The 19,272-nt window shown below is 71.4% G+C and carries 17 protein-coding genes and 1 pseudogene; 14 read left to right on the top strand and 4 right to left on the bottom strand.

The features are described 5' to 3' along the window. Positions 1 to 34: 34 nt before the first annotated feature. Complete coding sequence (locus CK485_RS27310) at positions 35 to 286, top strand: hypothetical protein (RefSeq protein ID WP_109454599.1); 252 nt, start codon at positions 35 to 37, stop codon at positions 284 to 286. 14 nt (positions 287 to 300) lie between these two features. Further along, entirely contained in the window at positions 301 to 1,497 is a 1,197-nt protein-coding gene (locus tag CK485_RS27305) for a flotillin family protein (protein WP_109454598.1), read from the top strand. A gap of 99 nt (positions 1,498 to 1,596) precedes the next feature. On the opposite strand, the gene CK485_RS27300 is transcribed toward CK485_RS27305, so the two are convergent. Together CK485_RS27300 and CK485_RS28880 are read right to left on the bottom strand one after the other, a co-directional pair. After that, positions 1,597 to 2,745, bottom strand: a complete 1,149-nt coding sequence (locus CK485_RS27300; RefSeq protein WP_241968640.1) for a methyltransferase domain-containing protein — start codon at positions 2,743 to 2,745, stop codon at positions 1,597 to 1,599. Next, positions 2,742 to 2,894, bottom strand: coding sequence for a hypothetical protein (locus CK485_RS28880; protein WP_158288256.1), 153 nt, complete (start codon positions 2,892 to 2,894; stop codon positions 2,742 to 2,744). The genes CK485_RS27300 and CK485_RS28880 overlap by 4 nt, the downstream gene beginning before the upstream one ends. A gap of 477 nt (positions 2,895 to 3,371) precedes the next feature. Between CK485_RS28880 and CK485_RS30230 the strand changes: the two genes are divergently transcribed. The 4 genes and pseudogenes from CK485_RS30230 (at position 3,372) to CK485_RS27280 (ending at position 5,546) form a co-directional block, all read left to right on the top strand. Further along, a complete protein-coding gene (locus CK485_RS30230; protein ID WP_342673508.1) occupies positions 3,372 to 3,743 on the top strand; it encodes a helix-turn-helix transcriptional regulator in 372 nt (123 codons plus the stop codon). 140 nt (positions 3,744 to 3,883) lie between these two features. Then, positions 3,884 to 4,441: a hypothetical protein gene (locus tag CK485_RS30225; RefSeq protein WP_342673507.1), complete on the top strand. Its 558-nt coding sequence runs from the start codon at positions 3,884 to 3,886 to the stop codon at positions 4,439 to 4,441. A gap of 198 nt (positions 4,442 to 4,639) precedes the next feature. Then, entirely contained in the window at positions 4,640 to 5,005 is a 366-nt protein-coding gene (locus tag CK485_RS27285; RefSeq protein WP_109454597.1) for a hypothetical protein, read from the top strand. Positions 5,006 to 5,015: 10 nt separating this feature from the next. After that, positions 5,016 to 5,546 (top strand): annotated as a pseudogene (locus CK485_RS27280) (NUDIX hydrolase). A gap of 129 nt (positions 5,547 to 5,675) precedes the next feature. Here the strand turns inward: CK485_RS27280 and CK485_RS27275 are convergent. Beyond that, a complete protein-coding gene (locus CK485_RS27275; protein WP_109454596.1) occupies positions 5,676 to 6,278 on the bottom strand; it encodes a hypothetical protein in 603 nt (200 codons plus the stop codon). Positions 6,279 to 6,540: 262 nt separating this feature from the next. Here CK485_RS27275 and CK485_RS27270 point away from each other — a divergent pair, with 262 nt between their 5' ends. The 8 genes from CK485_RS27270 to CK485_RS27230 all read left to right on the top strand — a co-directional run bounded on the left by CK485_RS27270 (position 6,541) and on the right by CK485_RS27230 (position 16,137). Continuing rightward, the gene (locus CK485_RS27270) at positions 6,541 to 7,968 is read left to right on the top strand and encodes a hypothetical protein (protein ID WP_109454595.1); all 1,428 of its coding nucleotides are present in this window, start codon (positions 6,541 to 6,543) and stop codon (positions 7,966 to 7,968) included. Continuing rightward, entirely contained in the window at positions 7,965 to 8,849 is an 885-nt protein-coding gene (locus tag CK485_RS27265; RefSeq protein ID WP_109454594.1) for an ABC transporter ATP-binding protein, read from the top strand. The genes CK485_RS27270 and CK485_RS27265 overlap by 4 nt, the downstream gene beginning before the upstream one ends. Continuing rightward, complete coding sequence (locus CK485_RS27260; RefSeq protein ID WP_109454593.1) at positions 8,846 to 10,057, top strand: ABC transporter permease; 1,212 nt, start codon at positions 8,846 to 8,848, stop codon at positions 10,055 to 10,057. Before CK485_RS27265 ends, CK485_RS27260 begins: the two co-directional genes overlap by 4 nt. An 89-nt stretch (positions 10,058 to 10,146) precedes the next feature. Further along, entirely contained in the window at positions 10,147 to 10,965 is an 819-nt protein-coding gene (locus CK485_RS29210; RefSeq protein WP_199239543.1) for a hypothetical protein, read from the top strand. 136 nt (positions 10,966 to 11,101) lie between these two features. Further along, positions 11,102 to 11,842, top strand: coding sequence for a response regulator transcription factor (locus CK485_RS27245; protein WP_109454592.1), 741 nt, complete (start codon positions 11,102 to 11,104; stop codon positions 11,840 to 11,842). 4 nt (positions 11,843 to 11,846) lie between these two features. Further along, positions 11,847 to 13,589 (top strand): HAMP domain-containing sensor histidine kinase, encoded by a 1,743-nt coding sequence (locus tag CK485_RS27240; protein WP_241968639.1) that lies wholly within the window; start codon positions 11,847 to 11,849, stop codon positions 13,587 to 13,589. A gap of 241 nt (positions 13,590 to 13,830) precedes the next feature. Continuing rightward, complete coding sequence (locus CK485_RS27235; protein WP_109454591.1) at positions 13,831 to 15,459, top strand: hydrolase; 1,629 nt, start codon at positions 13,831 to 13,833, stop codon at positions 15,457 to 15,459. 60 nt (positions 15,460 to 15,519) lie between these two features. Continuing rightward, the gene (locus CK485_RS27230) at positions 15,520 to 16,137 is read left to right on the top strand and encodes an HhH-GPD-type base excision DNA repair protein (RefSeq protein ID WP_109454590.1); all 618 of its coding nucleotides are present in this window, start codon (positions 15,520 to 15,522) and stop codon (positions 16,135 to 16,137) included. A gap of 16 nt (positions 16,138 to 16,153) precedes the next feature. Here the strand turns inward: CK485_RS27230 and CK485_RS29205 are convergent, their stop codons facing one another. Then, positions 16,154 to 19,045: a family 2 encapsulin nanocompartment cargo protein terpene cyclase gene (locus CK485_RS29205; RefSeq protein ID WP_275124693.1), complete on the bottom strand. Its 2,892-nt coding sequence runs from the start codon at positions 19,043 to 19,045 to the stop codon at positions 16,154 to 16,156. Positions 19,046 to 19,272: the final 227 nt, after the last annotated feature.

Raw genomic sequence — 19,272 nt, 5'->3', positions numbered from 1 at the left:
AACCAGGACCAGGAACGATGGGGGATGGCCGTCAATGGCGTCGGACGAGGCTGTGGTCGGTTGCGCGGGGGTGCTGCTCATCGGCACTCGCGGGGCCGACGGGCCCGGCGAGGTGCTGGTGCGGGTCCGGGGCGGATCGGAGGCGTTCCTCGCCTGGTCCGCGGAGCCGCTGCCCAAGGGAGCGAACGTCCTGGTGGTCGAGTCCCGGGGCACCCGCCAGGTCGACGTCATCGAATGGGCCGATCCGTTGGACGCGTTGGCCGGTGACGCCGGCGACGCTGGTTGAGGAGACGACGAAGGATGTTCGGTTACCGCGTTCCCGCCCCTGACGAGGCGATGCTGATCTCGGGGGGCAGGCGGGGCCAGGGGGGTGCTCCGTTCCGGGTGGTGACGGGGCACGGCAAGTTCGTCCTCCCCGTGTTCCGCAAGGTCCGCTTCCTCACCCTCGCGATGTGCGAGGCGGAGGTCGCAGAGAAGTGCGTGACCAAGCAGGGCATCGCGCTGACGGTGAAGGCCGTGATCGCGTTCAAGGTCGGCAACGACAACGAGAGCATCGTCAACGCCGGTCAGCGCTTCCTGTCCGACCAGGACCAGATGTCGATCCTGACCGGCCGCATCTTCGCGGGCCACCTGCGGGCCATCATCGGCTCGATGACGGTCGAGGAGATCGTCACCGAACGGCAGAAGCTCGCCACCGAGGTGCTGGAGACGTCCAAGGCGGAGATGGCCAAGATCGGCCTGATCGTGGACTCGTTGCAGATCCAGTCGATCGACGACGGGGACACCGGTTACATCGACGCGATGTCCGCCCCGCACAAGGCGGCCATCCAGCGGCAGGCGCAGATCGCGCAGGCGCAGGCCACCCAGCAGTCGGTGGAGGCGCAGCAGGAGGCGGCCCGCAACCAGGCCGAGTACGCCCGGCAGACCGCGGTCGTGCAGGCGCAGTACAACGCCGAGGTGGACCGCGTCCAGGCGCAGGCCGCGCAGGCCGGACCGCTGGCGCAGGCGCACGCCCAGCAGGAGGTGCTGGCGGCGCAGACCGAACTGGCAGAGCGCGCGGCCCAGTTGCGGCAGCAGCAGCTGGTCGCCGAGGTGGTCAAGCCCGCGCAGGCGGAGGCCGAGCGCATCCGGGTGCTGGCGCTGGCCGAGGCCGAACGGATGAAGATCCAGGCAGAGGCCGCCGCCTCGCACGACCGCGTCGCGCTCGACCGCATGCTGATCGACCAGCTGCCGCAGATCGTCAAGGAGGCGTCGGCGGGCCTGGCCGGCGCGAACGTCAACGTCCTCAACGGCGCGGACGGCCTGGGCGAGATCGCGGCGGGCCTGGTCGGCCAGGGCCTGACGATCCTGGACTCGGTCCGCCGCAACCTCAGCGGCGCGGACGGCGCGTCTTCCTCTCCGGCCCCCGGCGCACAGCTCCAGCGCTACCTGGGCACGGCCAAGACCCGCCCGCAGGACGGCACTTCGGACGACGACGGCCCGGTGAACATCCGCTGAGGCGAGCCCTTTTGACGCCGCCTCACCCCGAAGGCCCCCAGCGCGCCCACCGCGACGGGGGCCTTCGGCACGCGGGCCGGAGACAAGAGTCCCGCGTAGTCACACGACCCAGGCGTTGGCGCGGTCGAGAAGCCATGCCGACTGACCGTTGGGAGTGACCGTCAGCCCGAAGTGGCGGGGGCCCGGCGAGCCTCCCCGTCTCCACCATTCGAGGACGCATAGCAACTCGTCCCACAAGGGTCGCGGCCCCAACTGCCTCACCAGCGGTGGGCCGTCTTCCTCCGGGAACTCCGCCAGAACCCAGGACGTCGAGTCCATGTCGAAGAGCCAGACGCGGCGCCCGTTGACGACCTGGGCGCACCGGTGCATCCGCAGCCCGCACACGAACTGCTGGGCGGTGCCGGTCAGTTCGGCCAAGGTGACGCAGCTTCTCCGCACGGCAGGAATCGACGCGTAGTCCTCCGGAACGTGGCCGGAGAACCGCCCCCAGTCGAGACGCTGGCCGCGCAGGGTCATGAACTCGACCGGCCGCAGGAACGGACCCGACGCCGTGCCGTCCTCGTCCACCGTGAGGCGGGCCAGGGCCTCCTGGTTGCTGTAGTGCGTGCCCCAGGGGGTGAGCACGATTCCGCCGGGGCGGGTCTGCTCGATCCACGCGTACGGCACGCTACGCACGCCCACGGTGGCGATCACGCGGTCGTACGGTGCGCGGACACCGTATCCGGCCGCGCCGTCACCGCAGACGACGGCGGGCCGCAGCCCGGCTCTGCCCAGCGCGGTGCGTGCGGTGGCGGCCACCTGGGCGTCGACCTCGACGGTGACGACGTTCGCCTCGCCCCGGCGGGCACACAGGAGCCCCGCGTTCCAGCCCGTGCCGGTGCCGATCTCCAGTACCCGCACACCGTCCACGACGTCGAGGTCCCGCAGCATGCTCAGGACCACGGAGGGCATCGACGCCGAGCTGGTGGCGAGCCTCCCGGCCGTGGACCCGGCGTGCCGGCCGTCGTCCCACTGGGTGACGATCGGCGCGTCACGGTAGGCGGCACGGGTCCAAGCGGCCAAGTCATCTTGCTTGTCGTGGAGTTCAGTCCCCTGTGTCTCCATGTCCCAGACCCACATCCGGTCGGGCAGGAACGCCGCACGCGGCACGGCGGCGAAAGGCACGGCCCAGTCCGATGTCATGTCACCGCGATCAAGGAGGTACCGCCCCAACTCGTCGCTGGGGCGGCCGGTGTCCGTGTCGGTCACTTGCGGTGCTTCCCGTCACCCTGAGGACTACCACCGTCCGGCGAGGGCGGCTGCGGCGTCCACGGCTGCCCCGGCAGCTTGTCCTTCTCCTCGTCGCCTTGCGCGAACGCTCCGCTGGTGTCCATGTGCCTGATCGCTGCGATTCGCATGCTTCTCCTTTGGTTTCGATCCTTCGGTGTGGTTGGACCCGCTGGAGACGATGGCTCGCTCCTACAGGTCCGCAACTGGCCAGACTGTCGTTGCGCGACCGGGGCCGTCGGCCACGCCTGAACAACGTGGGCACGCGCAGGGTGGATAGCGACGTGGGTTGTCCAGGATCGGCAGGTGGTCGTCCCCAAGCACCTGGGTGACTGCTCCCAAGTACGTCCGGAATCACGAGAGACTCTGTACGTCATGAGGACTCGCTGTTCGCTGAGCCGTTCTCGACTTCGGGAACAACTGTTCAACTCGCCTTCTGGGTCGGGATCTCCTGTGGCCATGGCAACTCCTCCCGGGCTCACCGTGCTCATCCTCCGCTGCATCAGGAAAGCGCGCGAAGACGTGGGTAACCACGGCATCAGTGCGGCAGACTTGACGCAGACCCGCGCACGGTCTGCGAAAGCCTCGCGTTGTGGGAAGGTTCGGCCATGGGATTGGCGAAGAGGCGCAGGGTGCTGGGCTACAGTCAGGAGAAGCTGGCCGAGTTACTCGGCGTGGACCGTACGACGGTCGGGCGCTGGGAGGCCGGGAGGATCGCCCCTCAACCACCGCAGCGACGGCGTTTGGCGGCCGCGTTGGACGTCAGCCTCCAAGAACTCGATGCACTCCTGTCGACGTCCCGAACAGCAGACGGGGCAGAAACCACGCACGAAGCCGAAGTTCGCCCGAATGCCGGAGAGCATGACGAGATGATTCGCCGCGTTTCTTCGCTCGCTCGCCCTCAGCGGAGCACTTGCCGCTCTTCCCGCCGAAGAAACCGAAGCCCTCGCTACGGGTGTTCGACGGGCGACGCCCACTGAATTCAGCCGGATGAACAGTCATCTCTGGCAGGTCTACCAACTGGCGAGGTCGAAGCAATCCGTACGCACGGTTCGCCCGCGACCAACTCGTAGCGGTCAACGAGGCGATGACCGCTGGCCGTGGGAACATTCCGCCGCTCATGACCGCTGCGGCAGACCTCCTCCAGTTGGCCGGTGAGGTGGCCTTCGACGCGAACCGCTATGACGACGCCGCGGCCTCCTACGTCCTCGCAGCATCGCTCAGCAGGGAGGCCGGGGCCTATGACTTGTGGGCATGCGCCTTGGTACGGCATGCCTATGTTGACATGGCAGAGCACCGCTATGGCCAGGCGTCACAGATGCTTGGTGTGGCTGAGAGGCTGGCTGAGCATGGGGACAGCGCGCTCCCGACCCGTCATTGGGTCGCGTCGGTCCAAGCGGAGGCGTACGCCGGTATGGGCGAACTTCGAGCCTGCGAAGACGCGTTGGACCGTGCGGAGAAGGTCCGGGACCTCACTCCGGTCGTTAGCAACGGCGGATGGCTCAGGTTCGATGGCTCTCGTCTCGCGGAGGAGCGCGGTGCCAGGTACGTGCGACTAGAGCGTTTGGAAAGTGCGGAGACGACGCTCAGTTTGGCTCTGGGGAACACTGCCCTGGCCGCTGGGCAGTCATATCGCAGAAGGGGTGCTGTGTTGACAGACCTCGCGCCGTCGGCGTGAAGCGGTGCGACCTGGAACAAGCGGTGTCGTATGGCCGGGAGGCCGTCGAACTCGCTCGCGCCTCGTCTTCCGGCTACCTGACTCGTAGACTCCGAGAGCTGTGCGCCGAGTTCGGCCCCGTCACAAACGGGACCGGCGATTGGCCGAGTTGGAGGCGGAGATCGCCTCGCTGAGGACACCGTGACGGAAGAGGTGGGCATGTCGCAGACCGAGGGTGCACGACTGTTCCGGGAGGCCTGGATCGAGGGCGTGCGGCGGCACTTTCCCGGTGAGCCGAAGGCCGGATACGTGACCCCGTGGGACGACACCCCGCAGTGGGAACGCGATGCGGCGCAAGCGGTGTACGAGCAGGTGCGTCGGTTCGTCGAGGTCAGTGACGCCAGGACGGACCGGCTGTCCCGCGAGCAGAAGAGCCGCTTCGTCGCCACCTGCTGGACCGCTCAGATGTTCAAGCACTTCGAAAACCCGAAGCCGGGCTACGTGGCGGACTGGCCAGAACTCCCGCTGTGGCAGAGGGAGACCGACGCGGACATCTTCGAGGCAATCGAGAAGTCGGCGCGTTAAGGGTCGCGCGGTGCGGTGGACGAATCTCGGCGAGCACACCGTGTACGAGAACCCGTGGCTTCGGGTGAACCTCGCTGACGTGGAACTGCCTGACGGCCGCCACCTGGACCACTACGTCATCCGGCAGCGGCCGGTGGCTCTGGCGACCGTCGTCAACGACGCCGACGAGGTCCTCCTGCTGTGGCGGCATCGCTTCATCACCGGCACGTGGAGCTACGAACTGGCCGCCGGCGTGGTCGAGGACGGGGAGGAGCCGGCGGACGCCGCCGCGCGGGAGATGCTGGAGGAGACGGGCTGGCGACCGGGGCCGTTGCGGGAGTTGATGATGGTCGAGCCGCAGCATGGGCTGACCGACGCCCGCCACTAGGTCTTCTGGGCCCAGGATGCCGAATACGTCGGCGACCCGGAGGACGCCTTCGAGTCGGAGCGCCGGGAGTGGGTGCCGCTCAAGGACGTGCCGGACCTGGTGACCCGCGGTGAGATCCGGTCGGCCAACGCCGTCGCCGCCCTGCTGATGCTCCACCACATCCGGAGCAGCTGACGGCGGCACGCCTCGTTCCCCGTGAATCAGTTGTCACCCCCTTGTCGGAGACAACGAATTGTCAACCTGAGGTTGTTGCCGGAGACAAGGGGGTGACAACTGATTCGCGGAAGGCGAGGGGGCGGGCTGCTACGCCGACGGGGTTGCGCTAGCCGTCGGGTTGCCGGGGCCCCGCTGGGGGAGGAGGGGCTTGCAGGTCTTGTAGGCCGCCGCGGTCTTCGGGTCCGAGGTGTTGAGGCCGCGCGTGCCGCCGCCCATCGTGCCGGAGGAGGCGGACGGGAGGTTGACGCCGTGGTCCTTCAGGCACCCCGTGAACGCCTTGAACGCCGTCGCGTAGGCACTGTTGCCGCCGCCGCCCTTGAACTGCGGACGCAGACTCGCGCAGGCCTGCGCGGCCTTCTGCATCGCCGGGTTCGCCGACGCCCCGCCGCCGAAGCCGAAGCCGCCGAACCCGCCGCCGCCACCGCCACCGTGGCGGAAGCCGCCGCTCGGCCGCGCGCTCGGGCGGCCCGAGGGCCGGGTGATCTTGACACCGTGCTGCGACAGGCACTGCGTGTACGCGGCCATCTGCTGACGCCCGCCCGCTGAGGAGGAGGACGCCGACGCCGACGCGTTCGACGACGCGGAGGAGGACGAGGACGACGAGCACGCGGTCAGCAGCAGCGCGCCCGAGGCGATGACGGCTACGGACGCGGCGGCCCGCAGCGCCGTCGGGATGGTCCGGGTCGTCATGGGCGCGGTCTCCTCGTGGGTTCGAAAACGGCTCGGGAACGGATTCCGCACGACTGAACCGCACCGGCATGGAGGACCCCTGGGAACGACCTGGGAGTTTCCTGGGAATCGTGCCGGGGCGGCGCCGGTTCGTCGAGTGGGGTTGCTCCCTGTATCAACCGTTCCGCCCCCGCCCTCGTGTCGCACGCACGCGCTCGCGCTGCCAGCGAACTCCCAGATCGCTCCCAGGGGTTCACTGGAGCGGGCGGTCAGGATGCGCGGCATGAAGGTGCTCCCACGGCGGCGCAGGGCCGTCCTGATGAACTCGGTGCTCGGCGTGGTGCTCCTCGCTGCCGCCGCCGGTTCCTACGCGGCGGTGAACAGCGGCGGCGGCGGTTCCGCGCACACGAGCACGCGTACCGCGACCGTTGCCAAGGGGACCGTGCTGGCCACGGTCTCCGGTTCCGGATCGCTGACGTCGCCCACCGACGCGGGCGTCGACTTCACCACGGGCGGCACGCTCACCGAGGTCGACGTCAAGCCCGGCGACAAGGTCACCAAGGGCGAGACGCTCGCCAAGGTCGACCCGACCTCCGCGAACGAGACGCTCAGCGAGGACGAGGCCAACCTCACCGCCGCCCAGGCCAATCTGACCAAGGTCGAGGAGGGGGAGAGCACCACAACCACCTCCGGGTCCGGATCCGGTTCAACGGGTTCCGGTGGTTCGAACGGCGGCTCCAACGGTGGCTCGAACGGCGGCGGGGCCCGTGACTCCTCCTACCTGACGAGCGGCACCACGACCGCCACCGCCACCGACGCCGCCTTGACCACCACCGTCGACCCCGCGCAACTCGCGCAGGCCGAGGCGAGCGTCACCCAGGCGCAGGACGCGGTGGACGCCGCGCAGCGCGCCGTGGACGGCACCGTGCTCACGGCCCCGGTCGGCGGCACCGTCGCCTCGGTGGCCGGCAAGGTCGGCGACACGGTGTCGGGCTCAAGCGGCTCAAGCGGCTCCAGCGGCTCAGGCAGCGGCAACGCGAGCAGCGGCTCGTCCTCCAGCTCCTCCTCGTCCTCCGCCCCCACCGGCTTCGTGGTCATCACCAACCCGACCGGCATGGAGGTCACCGCGGACTTCTCCGAGACCGACGCGCTCAAGGTCAAGCCCGGCCAGGCGGCCACCGTCAGCCTCAACGCGGAGTCCGGCACCACCCTCAACGCGAAAATGGTGTCGGTCAGTTCGCTCCCGGTCAGCAGCGGTTCCGGCTCGGGAGGCGGCGGGGGCGGCAGCAGCTCCGGCAGCGCCGTCCAGTACGCGGCCACCCTGGCCATCACCAGCTCCACCGCGAACCTGCGCACCGGCATGAGCGCGACCGTCCAGGTCGTCACCGGCGAGGCGTCCGGCGCCCTGTACGTGCCGACCGCCGCGGTCAGCGGCACCGGCACCGACCGCACGGTGACCGTCGTCAAGGCGGACGGCTCCACGCAGCGGGTCGACGTCACCGTGGGCGTCGAGGGCGACACCGACGACCAGATCACCAGCGGCCTGACGCAGGGCGAGACGGTGCAGATCGCCTCGGTCGCCTCGACCGGCAGCAACGGCTTCCCCAGCGGCTCGTTCCCCGGCGGTCTGGGCGGTGGCGGCAGCCGTGGCGGCTTCGGTGGCGGGCGCACCGGCGGCGGGATCCGGTCCGGTGGCGGGGGCCGCGGATGATCGGGTCCGCGCGGCAGCGCCGCCGGGGCGCGGACGCGGGGCCCGCGCCCGCCTCTGTCCCCGACTCCCTTGACGCGCAAGGCCCTTGGGGCCCGCCGCCGGTCATCGAGGTACGCGCGCTGCGCAAGGTGTACGGGCACGGCGAGGCGTCCGTCCACGCCCTGAAGGGCCCGGACGACCCGGAGGGCGGCGAGCCGCTCGGCGTCGACCTGTCCGTCGAGCAGGGCGACTTCGTGGCGGTGATGGGAAGTTCGGGCTCGGGCAAGTCGACGCTGATGAACATCCTCGGCTGTCTCGACGTGCCCAGCCACGGCCGCTACCTGCTGGACGGCATCGACGTCGGCGGGCTGGACGAGCACCAGTTGTCGCTGGTGCGCAACCGAAAGATCGGCTTCGTCTTCCAGTCGTTCAACCTGATCCCGCGCACTCCCGCGCTCGACCAGGTCGAACTGCCGCTGGCGTACGCCGGGGTGAGGTCCGCGGAACGCCGGCGGCGGGCCGAGGCGGCGCTGACCCTGGTGGGTCTCGGCGACCGGATGGACCACCGCCCCAACGAGCTGTCCGGCGGCCAGCAGCAGCGCGTGGCGGTCGCCCGCGCCCTGGTCACCGCGCCCGCGATGCTGCTGGCCGACGAGCCGACCGGCAACCTCGACAGCCGCAGCACCGAGGAGGTGCTGGCCATCATCGACCGGCTCAACGCGTCCGGCCGCACGGTCGTGTTGATCACCCACGAGGACGAGGTGGCCCGGCACGCCAAGCGGGTGCTGCGGCTGGTCGACGGCCGCGTGGTGGACGACGTACGGCAGGCGCCGGTGGACGGACCACCGCCCGCGCTGCGTGATCCCGCCGCCTTCGCGGCGGCCCCGGGAGGCGGGCGATGAATCCGTTGCAGACGCTGCGGTTCGCCGTGGCGGGCCTGGCGGCGAACAAGGTGCGTTCCGCGCTGACCATGCTCGGGGTGCTCATCGGTGTCGCCGCGGTCATCCTGCTGCTGGCGGTGGGCAACGGCTCGTCGCAGGCGGTCAAGGACTCCATCGAGAAGCTGGGCACCAACTCGCTGACCGTCACCTCCGGCGGCGGCTTCGGCGGCCAGTCCACCGCGACCACGATCAAGCCGCTGACCGTGGACGACGCCAAGGCGCTGGCCGACCCGAAGCAGGCGCCGGACATCGAGTCGGTCGCGCCCGAGGTCACCACCTCGCAGACCGCGGTCTACCAGGGCACCTCGCACACCGTCAGCCAGGTCGTCGGCACCTACCCGGCCTACTTCGAGGCGTCCAACAGCAAGGTCGCCAAGGGCGACTACTTCAGCGACGACGACGTGCTGGGCTCCCGCAAGGTCGCGGTGATCGGCTCGACCACGGCCACCGACGTGTTCGGCACGGTGAACCCGGTCGGCAAGCAGATGGTGCTCGGCGGCACGCCGTTCACCGTGGTCGGCGTCCTGGAGACCAAGGGCGGCACCGGGTTCCAGGACCCGGACGACGTGGTGGTCGCGCCGCTGCCGACCGTGCAGAACGCGTTCACCGGCTTCGGTTCGCTCAACCAGATCCTGGTCGAGGCGAAGTCGGCCTCCGCGACGACCGCCGCGCAGAACGAGATCACCACGGTGCTGATGGGCCAGCACGGCATCAGCGACCCGACCGCGCTGGACTTCCAGGTCAGCAACCAGGCGTCGCTGCTGACCACGCAGGCGTCCACCAACCAGACGTTCACCGTGCTGCTGGGCGCGGTCGCCGCGATCTCGCTGCTGGTCGGCGGCATCGGCATCACCAACATCATGCTGGTCACCGTCGCAGAACGGACCCGTGAGATCGGCATCCGCAAGGCGATCGGCGCGCCCAAGGGCGTCATCCTCGGCCAGTTCCTCGCCGAGTCGACGCTGCTGTCGCTGATCGGCGGCGGACTCGGTGTGGCCGTGGGCCTGCTCGGCTCCCGCTTCAAGATCGTGGGCATCACGCCGGTGGTCATCCCGGAGTCGGTGGTCGGCGCGTTCGCCATCGCCGTCGCGATCGGGCTGTTCTTCGGCAGCTACCCCGCCAACCGGGCGGCGAGCCTGCGGCCGATCGAGGCACTGCGGCACGAGTAGCGGCGCCGCCGCAGGCCTGCGACCACCACCCCTCCATCCCTTCCTCACGACTCGACGACTCGACTCCCGTACGGACAGGAGAACCGGACATGGCCCGACGCCGCACCGATCTCGTGAAGGCGGACGCCCACCACCCGGCGCCGTCCGACACCTTGCTCGACGAACCCAGGGACGAATCCAGGGACGAACCCAGGAACGAAACCGGGGGAGAGCCCACCGCCGTGCTCGCCACGATGGACGACGCGGGCGTGGTCGCCACCGCGGTCGAGCCGGTCACCGACCCGGAGTCGGTCCTCGCCGAGCCGCCGGACGCCCGCGACATCTCCGCCGAACTGGCCGCGCCGCCGCGCCGCAAGCTGCCGTGGCTGACGCTGGCGCTGTCCGGCGCGGTGGTCGCCGCGCTGGCGTTCGCGGGCGGCGCGCTGGTGGAGAAGAGCGATCTGAACGGCTCCGGGCACGCGGGCGGCACGTTCGCCGCCGGGGCGCGCGGAGCGACGGGCACCGGCAGCGGCACGGGTGCCTACGGTGCGGCGGGCCGCTTCGGCGGGAGCGGTGCCTCCGCGGGCGCCGGCCGAAGCGGCTCCGGTTCCGGCTCCGGCCTGACCATGGGCACGGTGAAGCTGGTCGACGGCAGCACGATCTACGTGACCGACGCCCAGGGCGACATCGTGAAGGTCACCACCGGCAAGTCCACCCAGGTGACCGAGGCGAAGCCGGGCAGGACGTCCGACCTCCAGCCCGGCCAGACCGTCACCGTGCGCGGCACCCAGGACTCCTCCGGCGACATCGCGGCGACGACGGTCACCGAGGGCGCGAGCACCGGCTTCGGCGGTGGTGGGTTCGGTGGTGGCGGCTTCGGCGGTGGGGGCGGCACGGGCGCCGGTGCCTCCGGCGGCGGCAACGGCTGACGCGACGTTTCAGGTATGGACGTCGCAGGCACCGAGGACGTCTCAGGGATTCCAAAGACTGCGGGCGTACCGTGCGCTCGCCCGTACCGACCGCGCGCGACCCACGCCCGCAATCTCCCCAGGGGCCGCAACGACCATGGACGCATCCGCACCCGAGGCCAGCCTGCTGGTCGTGGACGACGAACCCAACATCAGGGAACTGCTCTCCGCCTCCCTGCGCTTCGCCGGGTTCAAGGTCGCCTCGGCGGCCTCGGGGAACGAGGCGCTCGCGGCGGTCGCCAAGGAGCGGCCCGACCTGGTCGTGCTGGACGTGATGCTGCCCGACATGGACGGCTTCGCGGTGGTGCGGCGGCTGCGTGAGGAGTCCGGCGCGTACGGCAGGAGCGCGGCGGCGGCCCGCGACCGGCTCCCGGTGATCTTCCTTACCGCCAAGGACGGCGTGGAGGACAAGGTCTCCGGGCTGACCGCGGGCGGCGACGACTACGTCACCAAGCCGTTCAGCCTGGAGGAGCTGATCGCCCGCATCCGGGCCATCCTGCGCCGCACCGGCGGGCCGGAGGAGGACGGCACGCTGGTGGTCGGCGACCTGGAACTGGACCCGGTGGGCCATCAGGTGCTGCGCGGCGGCCGGCCGGTGTCGCTGTCGCCGACCGAGTTCAAGCTGCTGGAGTACCTGATGGCCAACGCGGGCCGGGTGGTGTCCAAGCCGCAGATCCTCGACCACGTGTGGGCCTACGACTTCGGCGGCGACCTGAGCATCGTCGAGTCGTACATCTCCTACCTGCGCCGCAAGGTCGACTCCGGCGACGGCGGCGCGCCCAAGCTCATCCACACCGTGCGCGGCATCGGCTACGTGCTGCGCAAGCCGCAGGGCTGACGCGGTGACGGCGTCAACGGTACGGGCGCCCCGCTCGGCGGGCGTGCTGGGGCTGCTCGGCCGGAAGGCGGGCCGGCTGCTCGCGTCGTCGCGGCCGTCCGCGCTGTCGCTGCGTTCCCGGTTGGTGCTGCTGTCGCTGGCGCTGGCCGCGCTGGGGCTGACGGTGAGCGACACGGTGGTGCTGGGCTCGGTGCAGGGCAAGCTGGTGCAGCGCGTCGACCAGCAGCTGGAGCGCTTCGGACGGCCGCTTGCGCGCCGGCTCGCCGTCGAGGGCGTGCCCGAGCCGAGGGTGCGCGGCGACGGCGGGCGCGCCTGGCTGCCCAGCCAGTACGTGGTCGCCTTCGCCGCGGCGGACGGCGGCATCGCCGAGCAACTGCGCGACCCGGTCGCCGCCGGGGACCCGCGCCCTCTGTGGCCCACGATGGACGCGGCGCAGCTCAAGGCGCACATGGACGCGCCGTTCGACGTGCCGAGCGACCACGGCGGTGGCAGCTGGCGGGTGCTGATCCTGCCGGTGGACGCGACCACGGCCCCCGGCGGCGCGGGCACCTCAGGGGGGACCGGCTTCGGCGCGGCGGCCTCCGGCGCGGCGGAGAACGGGTCGAACGCGTCGGCGTCGTCAGCGGTGACATCGGGGTCGCCGGGGGTCTCGTCGTCGCCTCAGGCGTCGGGTCACGCCGCCGTGGGGGCCGCCGCCGCGCAGGAACCCACCGGGCTGCCCGCCGGGGTCGTCGTGGCCTCCTCACTTGACGACGTGACCACCACGACCTCGCGTCTGCACACCGCGTTCCTGCTGATCGGCGCGGTCGTCGTGGCGCTGCTGGGGATCGCGGGCTGGTTCGCGGTACGGGCGGGGCTCGGGCCGCTGCGCAGGATCGAGGCGACGGCCGCCGAGATCGCCGCCGGGCGCCCGCTGTCGCACCGGATGCCCGAGGCCTCCCCGCGCACCGAGGCCGGACGCCTGTCCAGCGCCCTGAACGGGATGCTGGCGCAGATCGAGTCCGCGTTCGCCGCCCGTGCCGAGTCCGAGGACCGGATGCGGCGGTTCGTCGCCGACGCCAGCCACGAGCTGCGCACGCCGCTCGCCGGGATACGCGGCTTCGCCGAGCTGTACCGCATGGGCGCGCTCAGCGAGGAGGCGGACGTCAAGCGCACGATGGCCCGCATCGAGAGCGAGGCGGTGCGGATGGGCGGGCTGGTCGAGGACCTGCTGACGCTGGCCCGGATGGACGAGCAACGCCCCCTGCAACTGGCCCCGATGGACCTGCGCACCCTGGCCGCCGACGCGCTGCACGACACGACCGCGCTGGACGCGACCCGCCCGGTCGCCCTGACCGGCCCCGGCGGCGACGGCGCCCCGCCCGGTCCCGCCCTCGTGCTGGGCGACGAGGCACGGCTGCGGCAGGTGATCGCCAACCTGGTCGGCAACGCCGTCGCGCACACCCCGAAGGGCACGCCGGTGCGGATCGGAGTGGGTACGGTGGCCGGCCGCGGCGTGCTGGAGGTCGCCGACGAGGGGCCGGGGCTGACGCCGCAACAGGCGGCCCGGGTCTTCGAGCGCTTCTACCGGGTCGACGCCTCCCGCAGCCGCCAGGAGGGCGGCGGCGCGGGTCTTGGTCTGGCCATCGTCTCCGCGCTGGTCACCGCCCACCACGGCCGGGTGGACCTGGAGACCGCCCCGGGCAGCGGCGCGGTCTTCCGGGTCAGCCTCCCGCTCGCCGCGACCGACCCTCCGACGACGGCGTAGCGCGGGCCGGGTGGGTCCGGCCGCGTCCGGCCCGCCTCGCCCCGGAGGGGGCCGCTCCTCGCCCCCGCGGGGCCTGCCGCCGAACCTGTGGGGTGGGTGCGGAAGCGTTGTCCCGTGGGCAGATTGTCATGTACGTTTCACCCGCTCGTCGACGCGGGGCAGCCCACCCCACGTTCTACGCGCGAAGAATCCCCTTCGCACCCGCACCGCCACCTACCACCCCACACGGAAGGTATGACGGATGCCCGGACCCATCAGACCCACGGCCCGACCGGCTCGACCGGCTCGACCCTCCCGGCGCGTCGTCGGCGCGCTGGCCGCCGTGGCCGTGGCCGCCGCCTGCGCGGCCGTGCAGCAGGCCGACGCGGCGACCCCGCGCACCAGCCTCGCGGCACAGGCGGCGTCGAGAGCCCACACGGACGGCACGGCCGCCAGGCCCGCCGCCTCCAGCGGCACCCGCCGCGTGCTGTTCGACGACACCAAGGCGGAGACGGCCGGCAACGCCGACTGGATCATCAGCACCAGCCAGCCGGACCCGACGGCCCAGAACCCCGACCCCACCAAGGAGACGGACTGGACCGGCGCCATCTCCTCCTGGGGCGTCGCCCTCCAGAAGACCGGCGACTACACGCTCGACACCCTGCCGTCCGGCGACAGCATCACCTACGGCACCTCCGGCGCGCTGGACCTGAAGAACTTCGACGCCTTCGTCCTGCCCGAGCCCAACATCCTGCTCACCTCGGCGGAGAAGACCGCGCTGATGGAGTTCGTGCGCAACGGCGGCGGGCTCTTCCTGATCTCCGACCACAACGGCAGCGACCGCAACAACGACGGCGCCGACTCGCCGAAGATCATCAACGACCTGATGACCAACAACAGCGTCGACTCCTCCGACCCGTTCGGGTTCTCCGTCGACCTGCTCGACATCAGCTCCGACAGCCCCAAGGCGATCAGCGACCCCAGCGACCCGGTGCTCAACGGCCCGTTCGGCGCGGTGGCCGGAAGCTCCATCAACGACGGCACGACCTTCACCCTCAAGCCGTCCGACAACTCCTCGGTCAAGGGCCTGGTCTACCGCACCGGTTACAGCGGTGACACCGGCGCGTTCTTCGCCACCTCCACCTTCGGCTCCGGCCGGGTGGCGATCTGGGGCGACAGCTCGACCATCGACGACGGAACCGGCGAGTCCGGCAAGACGCTGTACGACGGCTGGAACACCGCCAGCAACGCCGCCCTGGCCCTGAACGCCACCGCCTGGCTCTCCGGTGCGACCGGCGGCGGCGGGACGACGACCGGCGGTACCTCGACCGGTGGCACGACCACGGGCGGGACCACGACCGGTGGCACGACCACGGGCGGGACGACGACCGGCGGCACCACGACCGGCGGTGGGGGCACCTGCTCCTCCGGCCAGCTGCTCGCCAACCCCGGCTTCGAGTCCGGCAACACGGGCTGGACGGCCACCAGCGGCGTCATCACCAACAGCAGCAAGGAGCCCGCCCACTCCGGCTCCTACAAGGCCTGGCTCAACGGCTACGGCGACGCCAACACCGCGACGCTCGCGCAGACGGTCACCATTCCGTCCGGCTGCTCGGCGAGCCTGTCCTTCTGGCTGCACATCGACACCGCGGAGACCACCTCCTCGACCGCGTACGACACCCTCAAGGCCCAGGTGGTCAACAGCTCCGGCAGCGTGCTGGGCACCCTCGCCACGTACTCGAACCTGAACGCGGCGAGCGGCTACACCCAGCGCACCTTCGACCTGAGCGGCTACGCGGGCCAGACGGTCACCGTGAGGTTCACCGGCACCGAGGACTCGCAGAAGCAGACCTCGTTCGTCATCGACGACACCGCGCTGAACGTCGGCTGACCGCCGCGCCGACCGCCGCAGCGGCTGCGGCGGGGCCCGGGCGAGGGGATCATCGGCGGTATGAACCACACGATCCACCTCGCCCAGGACCCCGCCGCGGACGCGCTGCTCGGCCGCAGCCCGCTGGCGGCGCTCACCGGCATGCTGCTGGACCAGCAGGTGCCGATGGAGTGGGCGTTCTCCGGCCCGTACACCATCGCCCGCCGGCTCGGCGACGACGACCTGGACGCGCACCGCATCGCCGCCGAAGACCCCGAGGCGTTCGCCGCCCTGCTCTCCGCCAAGCCCGCGGTGCACCGCTACCCGGGCTCGATGGCCAAGCGCGTGCAGCAGCTGTGCCAGTACCTCGTCGAGCACTACGACGGCGACGCCGCCGCCGTCTGGCGCGACGCCGCCTCCGGCAGGGACCTGCTCGCCAGGCTCAACGCCCTGCCCGGCTTCGGCAGGCAGAAGGCGCAGATCTTCCTGGCGCTGCTGGGCAAGCAGTACGGCGTGACCCCGCCCGGCTGGCGCGAGGCGGCCGGACCCTACGGCGAGCACGGCTCGTACCGCTCGGCCGCCGACATCACAGGACCCGAGTCGCTCGCCAAGGTGCGCGCCTTCAAGCAGGAGGCCAAGCGCGCGGCCAAGGCGGCGAAGTCCGCGAGCCCCGCGAAGTCCGCCGAGCCCGCCGAGTAGGCGCGCCGGGGCGGCGTCAGCGGCGTATGGCCGAGACCGGGACGTGCCGTGAGGCCGACGCCGGAACGAGCCGTGCGGTCGGCGCCTGGACCAGCGGAGCGGCCAGCGCCTGGACCAGCGGAGCGGCCGGCGCCCCGACGCGTGCGGCCGACATGCCCAGGCCCCTCGGCCCGCCCACCGGATCGGCCGGGGCGAGCAGTCCCAGCAGGTCCTCCTCGCGGTAACGCACGCATCCCCGGTGCCAGTTGAGGATGCCGGCCAGCCAGTTCTCCAGCTCGTGCACGTAGCCGTCGAGAATGCCGCGTGTCTCGGCGTCGAGACCGAAGTCCTCGTACAGTACGGGCAGTTCGTGCTGGGCGACGTGCTGGAACTGCCGCATCCGTCCCTTCATCAGGTCGTCGACGATGCCGAGCGCGGTCGGGTAGTCGCAGTCGAAGAAGTCCTGCACGACCAGCACGCCGTTGTGCACCTCGCCCTCGAACTCGATCTCCTTCTGGTACGAGAAGACGTCGTTGAGCAGGCACGCGTAGTCGGCGGCCGCGTTCTCCAGCGAGCGCATCGGGCCGCTGCGGTAGACCTCGGGCGGCACCCGCCTGCCGTGCGCCAGCCGGCACAGGCTCATCGTCAGGTCCGAGCCGAAGGTCTTGCGGCGCATCTCGATGTAGTCCACCGGATCGGGGACGCGATTGAGGGCCTGGTTGTGCAACTCCCACAGCCAGCTGTCGAGCATGTCCTCGATGGCCGTGCGGAACGACTGCCGGGCCTCCGGCTCCATCGGGCCCGCCGTGCGCGACCACAGGTCGGCCAGGCCGCGTTCGAGCGCGTTCAGCGGTACCGGCGTCGACGCGGAGTCCAGCGGCATGAAGTCCCGCAGCCGGTCGGTGCAGACCTTGGCCCCGGCGAAGTCCCGGGTGCGGCCGAAGACCACCGGGTAGTAGTCGTCGCCGTAGGTGCCCCACGCCAACCAGTGCGAGGACAGGTCGAGTTCCTCCGGCGAGGCGTCCGGGTGGATGCCCGCGGCGCACAGCGGCAGGTCGATGTCGGCGCACCGGCGCGCGTCCCACACGTGCGAGTGCGGCACCCCCGGCTGCGGTCCCAGCATCCCCATCCGTTCGCACCACTCCACCGTGCCGCGCCGCGACGCCTTCAGGTGCGGGCTCAGGGAAAGCGGGAACGGCATGTCGAAGTCCGGCAGCAGCGACGGCCCGACGCGCTGGTGCGGCACGTGGCTGAACCGCCGCGCCCGCGCCGCCTCGATCCGGCGTCCGGTGGTCAGCCCCAGGTCCGCCGCGCTCGTGCCCAACCCCACGGGCAGGAACGGGAAGCCGTTCCTCGTCAGCGGCGGGGCCCCGCCCGATCCGGCGGGCGTGGCCGACGACGCCGAGAAGCCGGACGCGGCGGTGCCGTCGGTGCCGTTCATGTAACGGCTGGAGCGCATGTGCCACTCGTGGCCGCCGGACTGCCAGTCCTGGAGCCCCTTGACGTAGGCCAGCACGGCGGCGCACTCGGCCGGGTCGAGGCCGAACTCGGCGAAGAGCGGGCCGAGTTCGGTCAGGACGGTGTTCTCGAACTGGTGCAGCCGTGAGGTGAGCAGGTCGTTGACCGCCTCGGCGGACTCCTGCGTGGAGCAGCCGAGGAACTTCTCCAGCACCAGCACGCCGTTGCTCAGCTCGCCCTCGTCCTCCACCTCACGCTGGTAGGAGAACAGGTCGTTGCGCAGGTGGACCCCGTCGGAGAAGGTGTCGCGCAGCACCAGCAGCGGACGGGAGCGGGCCACCCGGGCGGGCACCTCGGCCGTCGCGTGCTCGACCAGTCCCGCCGACCAGGGCGCGCCGCCGACCTTCCGGCGCATCTCGATGTACTCGACCGGGTTGGCGATCCGGTCGGCGTTGATGTTGGACAGTTCCCACAGGGACTCGTTGAGCAGGTTCTCGGTGCTCTCGGCGAACCGGGCCCGCCAGTCCAGCGACATGTCGGGCACGGTGCGGGCCCACAGGTCGGCGAGGCCCGCCTCGACGGGGTTGGCCGGCTCCGGCATGCCGGCCGACAGGTCCATGGGCATGAAGGCGGGCAGCCGGTCGAGGTAGCGCTTGCCGCCCTCGCGGTCCTGGGGGCGCTTGAAGACCTCCAGGAAGTGGTCGTCGAAGAAGAAGACCCACACGTACCAGTCGGTGACCAGGGAGAGTTCGGCGGCCGAGCAGTCGGGATGGGTGTACGCGCACAGCAGCGCGTAGTCGTGGGCGTCGAGGTCGCGCTCGTCCCAGACGCCGGAGCCCTCCAGCATGCCCATGCCGCGCGCCCACTCCTTGGTGTGGCGGCGGGCCTCCTCCAGGTGCGGGTTCAGCCGGGCCGGGTACGGCATGTAGAACTCGGGGAGCCGGAAGGGCTGCCCCTTCGGCTCCTTCGACCCTTCGGGCCGTCCTGGCTCCTGTCCCTTCGACCTCTCGGGCTCTCTCAGCTCCCGTGCCCCGTCCCCCTCTTCCGGTGCCGCCTCGCCGTGGACGCCGGACGGCACGGTCAGGCCGGGCGGTGCCGGGTGGGCCGGGTGGGCCGGTGGGCATCCTCCCGGGCGGGCGGCCCGCGGCCGCGCGGCGCCGGGCGGTGCGGTGCGCAGGGCATTCGGCGCGGCGCTGAGCGGTGCGGCGCGCGAGGCATCCGGTGCCGCACGCGGGCCGTCCGGTGCCGCCCGGGGGATCGCGGACGGTGGCCTCGGCACGGCGCTCGACGGCTGGGGCACCGGGACCGAAGGCTGCGGTAGAGCCACCGGTGGCTCGGGGAGCCTGCCGGTCCTGCGCAGTGCCGGGTGGTCCGCCGGATGCTCACCGGCCGACCGCCACGGCGCGGGCGGCCCGGACCGCTCCACCTGCTCGGCCTGCCGTGTGTGCGGCGTGCGCTGTGTCGTACTCATCTCGGCCCCCCGGCCATTCCGTGCCATTCGGACGCTCGGCCCCCCGGCCGCTCGCTTCACCCGCCAGCTACCCATGGTCACGGATGCTTACTCCGTGTCGCCAATGGTCATACAAACAACCACTCGTCCGAGTGAGGGCAGGGCGTCCGGCACGGGGAGCGGGCCCGGGCCGGACGGGTGGCCGCCTCGGACGGCGCCGGTTGTCGGTGGGCCCCGATATCGTCGTA

The organism is Streptomyces sp. ICBB 8177 (assembly GCF_003144095.1).
Taxonomy (GTDB): domain Bacteria; phylum Actinomycetota; class Actinomycetes; order Streptomycetales; family Streptomycetaceae; genus Streptantibioticus_D.
Note: the sequence above shows the minus strand (reverse complement) of the source record. Positions and strands in the feature narration are given on the sequence as shown.

What these genes read in the sequence shown, in the direction of transcription:
- CK485_RS27245 (WP_109454592.1), top strand. Translation starts at nt 11,102, where the DNA reads ATGGACGCATCCGCACCCGAGGCCAGCCTGCTGGTCGTGGACGACGAA.
- CK485_RS27270 (WP_109454595.1), top strand. Translation starts at nt 6,541, where the DNA reads ATGAAGGTGCTCCCACGGCGGCGCAGGGCCGTCCTGATGAACTCGGTG.
- CK485_RS28880 (WP_158288256.1), bottom strand. Translation starts at nt 2,894, where the DNA reads ATGCGAATCGCAGCGATCAGGCACATGGACACCAGCGGAGCGTTCGCG.
- CK485_RS30225 (WP_342673507.1), top strand. Translation starts at nt 3,884, where the DNA reads ATGACCGCTGCGGCAGACCTCCTCCAGTTGGCCGGTGAGGTGGCCTTC.
- CK485_RS29205 (WP_275124693.1), bottom strand. Translation starts at nt 19,045, where the DNA reads ATGAGTACGACACAGCGCACGCCGCACACACGGCAGGCCGAGCAGGTG.
- CK485_RS27235 (WP_109454591.1), top strand. Translation starts at nt 13,831, where the DNA reads ATGCCCGGACCCATCAGACCCACGGCCCGACCGGCTCGACCGGCTCGA.
- CK485_RS27310 (WP_109454599.1), top strand. Translation starts at nt 35, where the DNA reads ATGGCGTCGGACGAGGCTGTGGTCGGTTGCGCGGGGGTGCTGCTCATC.
- CK485_RS30230 (WP_342673508.1), top strand. Translation starts at nt 3,372, where the DNA reads ATGGGATTGGCGAAGAGGCGCAGGGTGCTGGGCTACAGTCAGGAGAAG.
- CK485_RS29210 (WP_199239543.1), top strand. Translation starts at nt 10,147, where the DNA reads ATGGCCCGACGCCGCACCGATCTCGTGAAGGCGGACGCCCACCACCCG.
- CK485_RS27285 (WP_109454597.1), top strand. Translation starts at nt 4,640, where the DNA reads ATGTCGCAGACCGAGGGTGCACGACTGTTCCGGGAGGCCTGGATCGAG.
- CK485_RS27265 (WP_109454594.1), top strand. Translation starts at nt 7,965, where the DNA reads ATGATCGGGTCCGCGCGGCAGCGCCGCCGGGGCGCGGACGCGGGGCCC.
- CK485_RS27230 (WP_109454590.1), top strand. Translation starts at nt 15,520, where the DNA reads ATGAACCACACGATCCACCTCGCCCAGGACCCCGCCGCGGACGCGCTG.
- CK485_RS27305 (WP_109454598.1), top strand. Translation starts at nt 301, where the DNA reads ATGTTCGGTTACCGCGTTCCCGCCCCTGACGAGGCGATGCTGATCTCG.
- CK485_RS27260 (WP_109454593.1), top strand. Translation starts at nt 8,846, where the DNA reads ATGAATCCGTTGCAGACGCTGCGGTTCGCCGTGGCGGGCCTGGCGGCG.
- CK485_RS27275 (WP_109454596.1), bottom strand. Translation starts at nt 6,278, where the DNA reads ATGACGACCCGGACCATCCCGACGGCGCTGCGGGCCGCCGCGTCCGTA.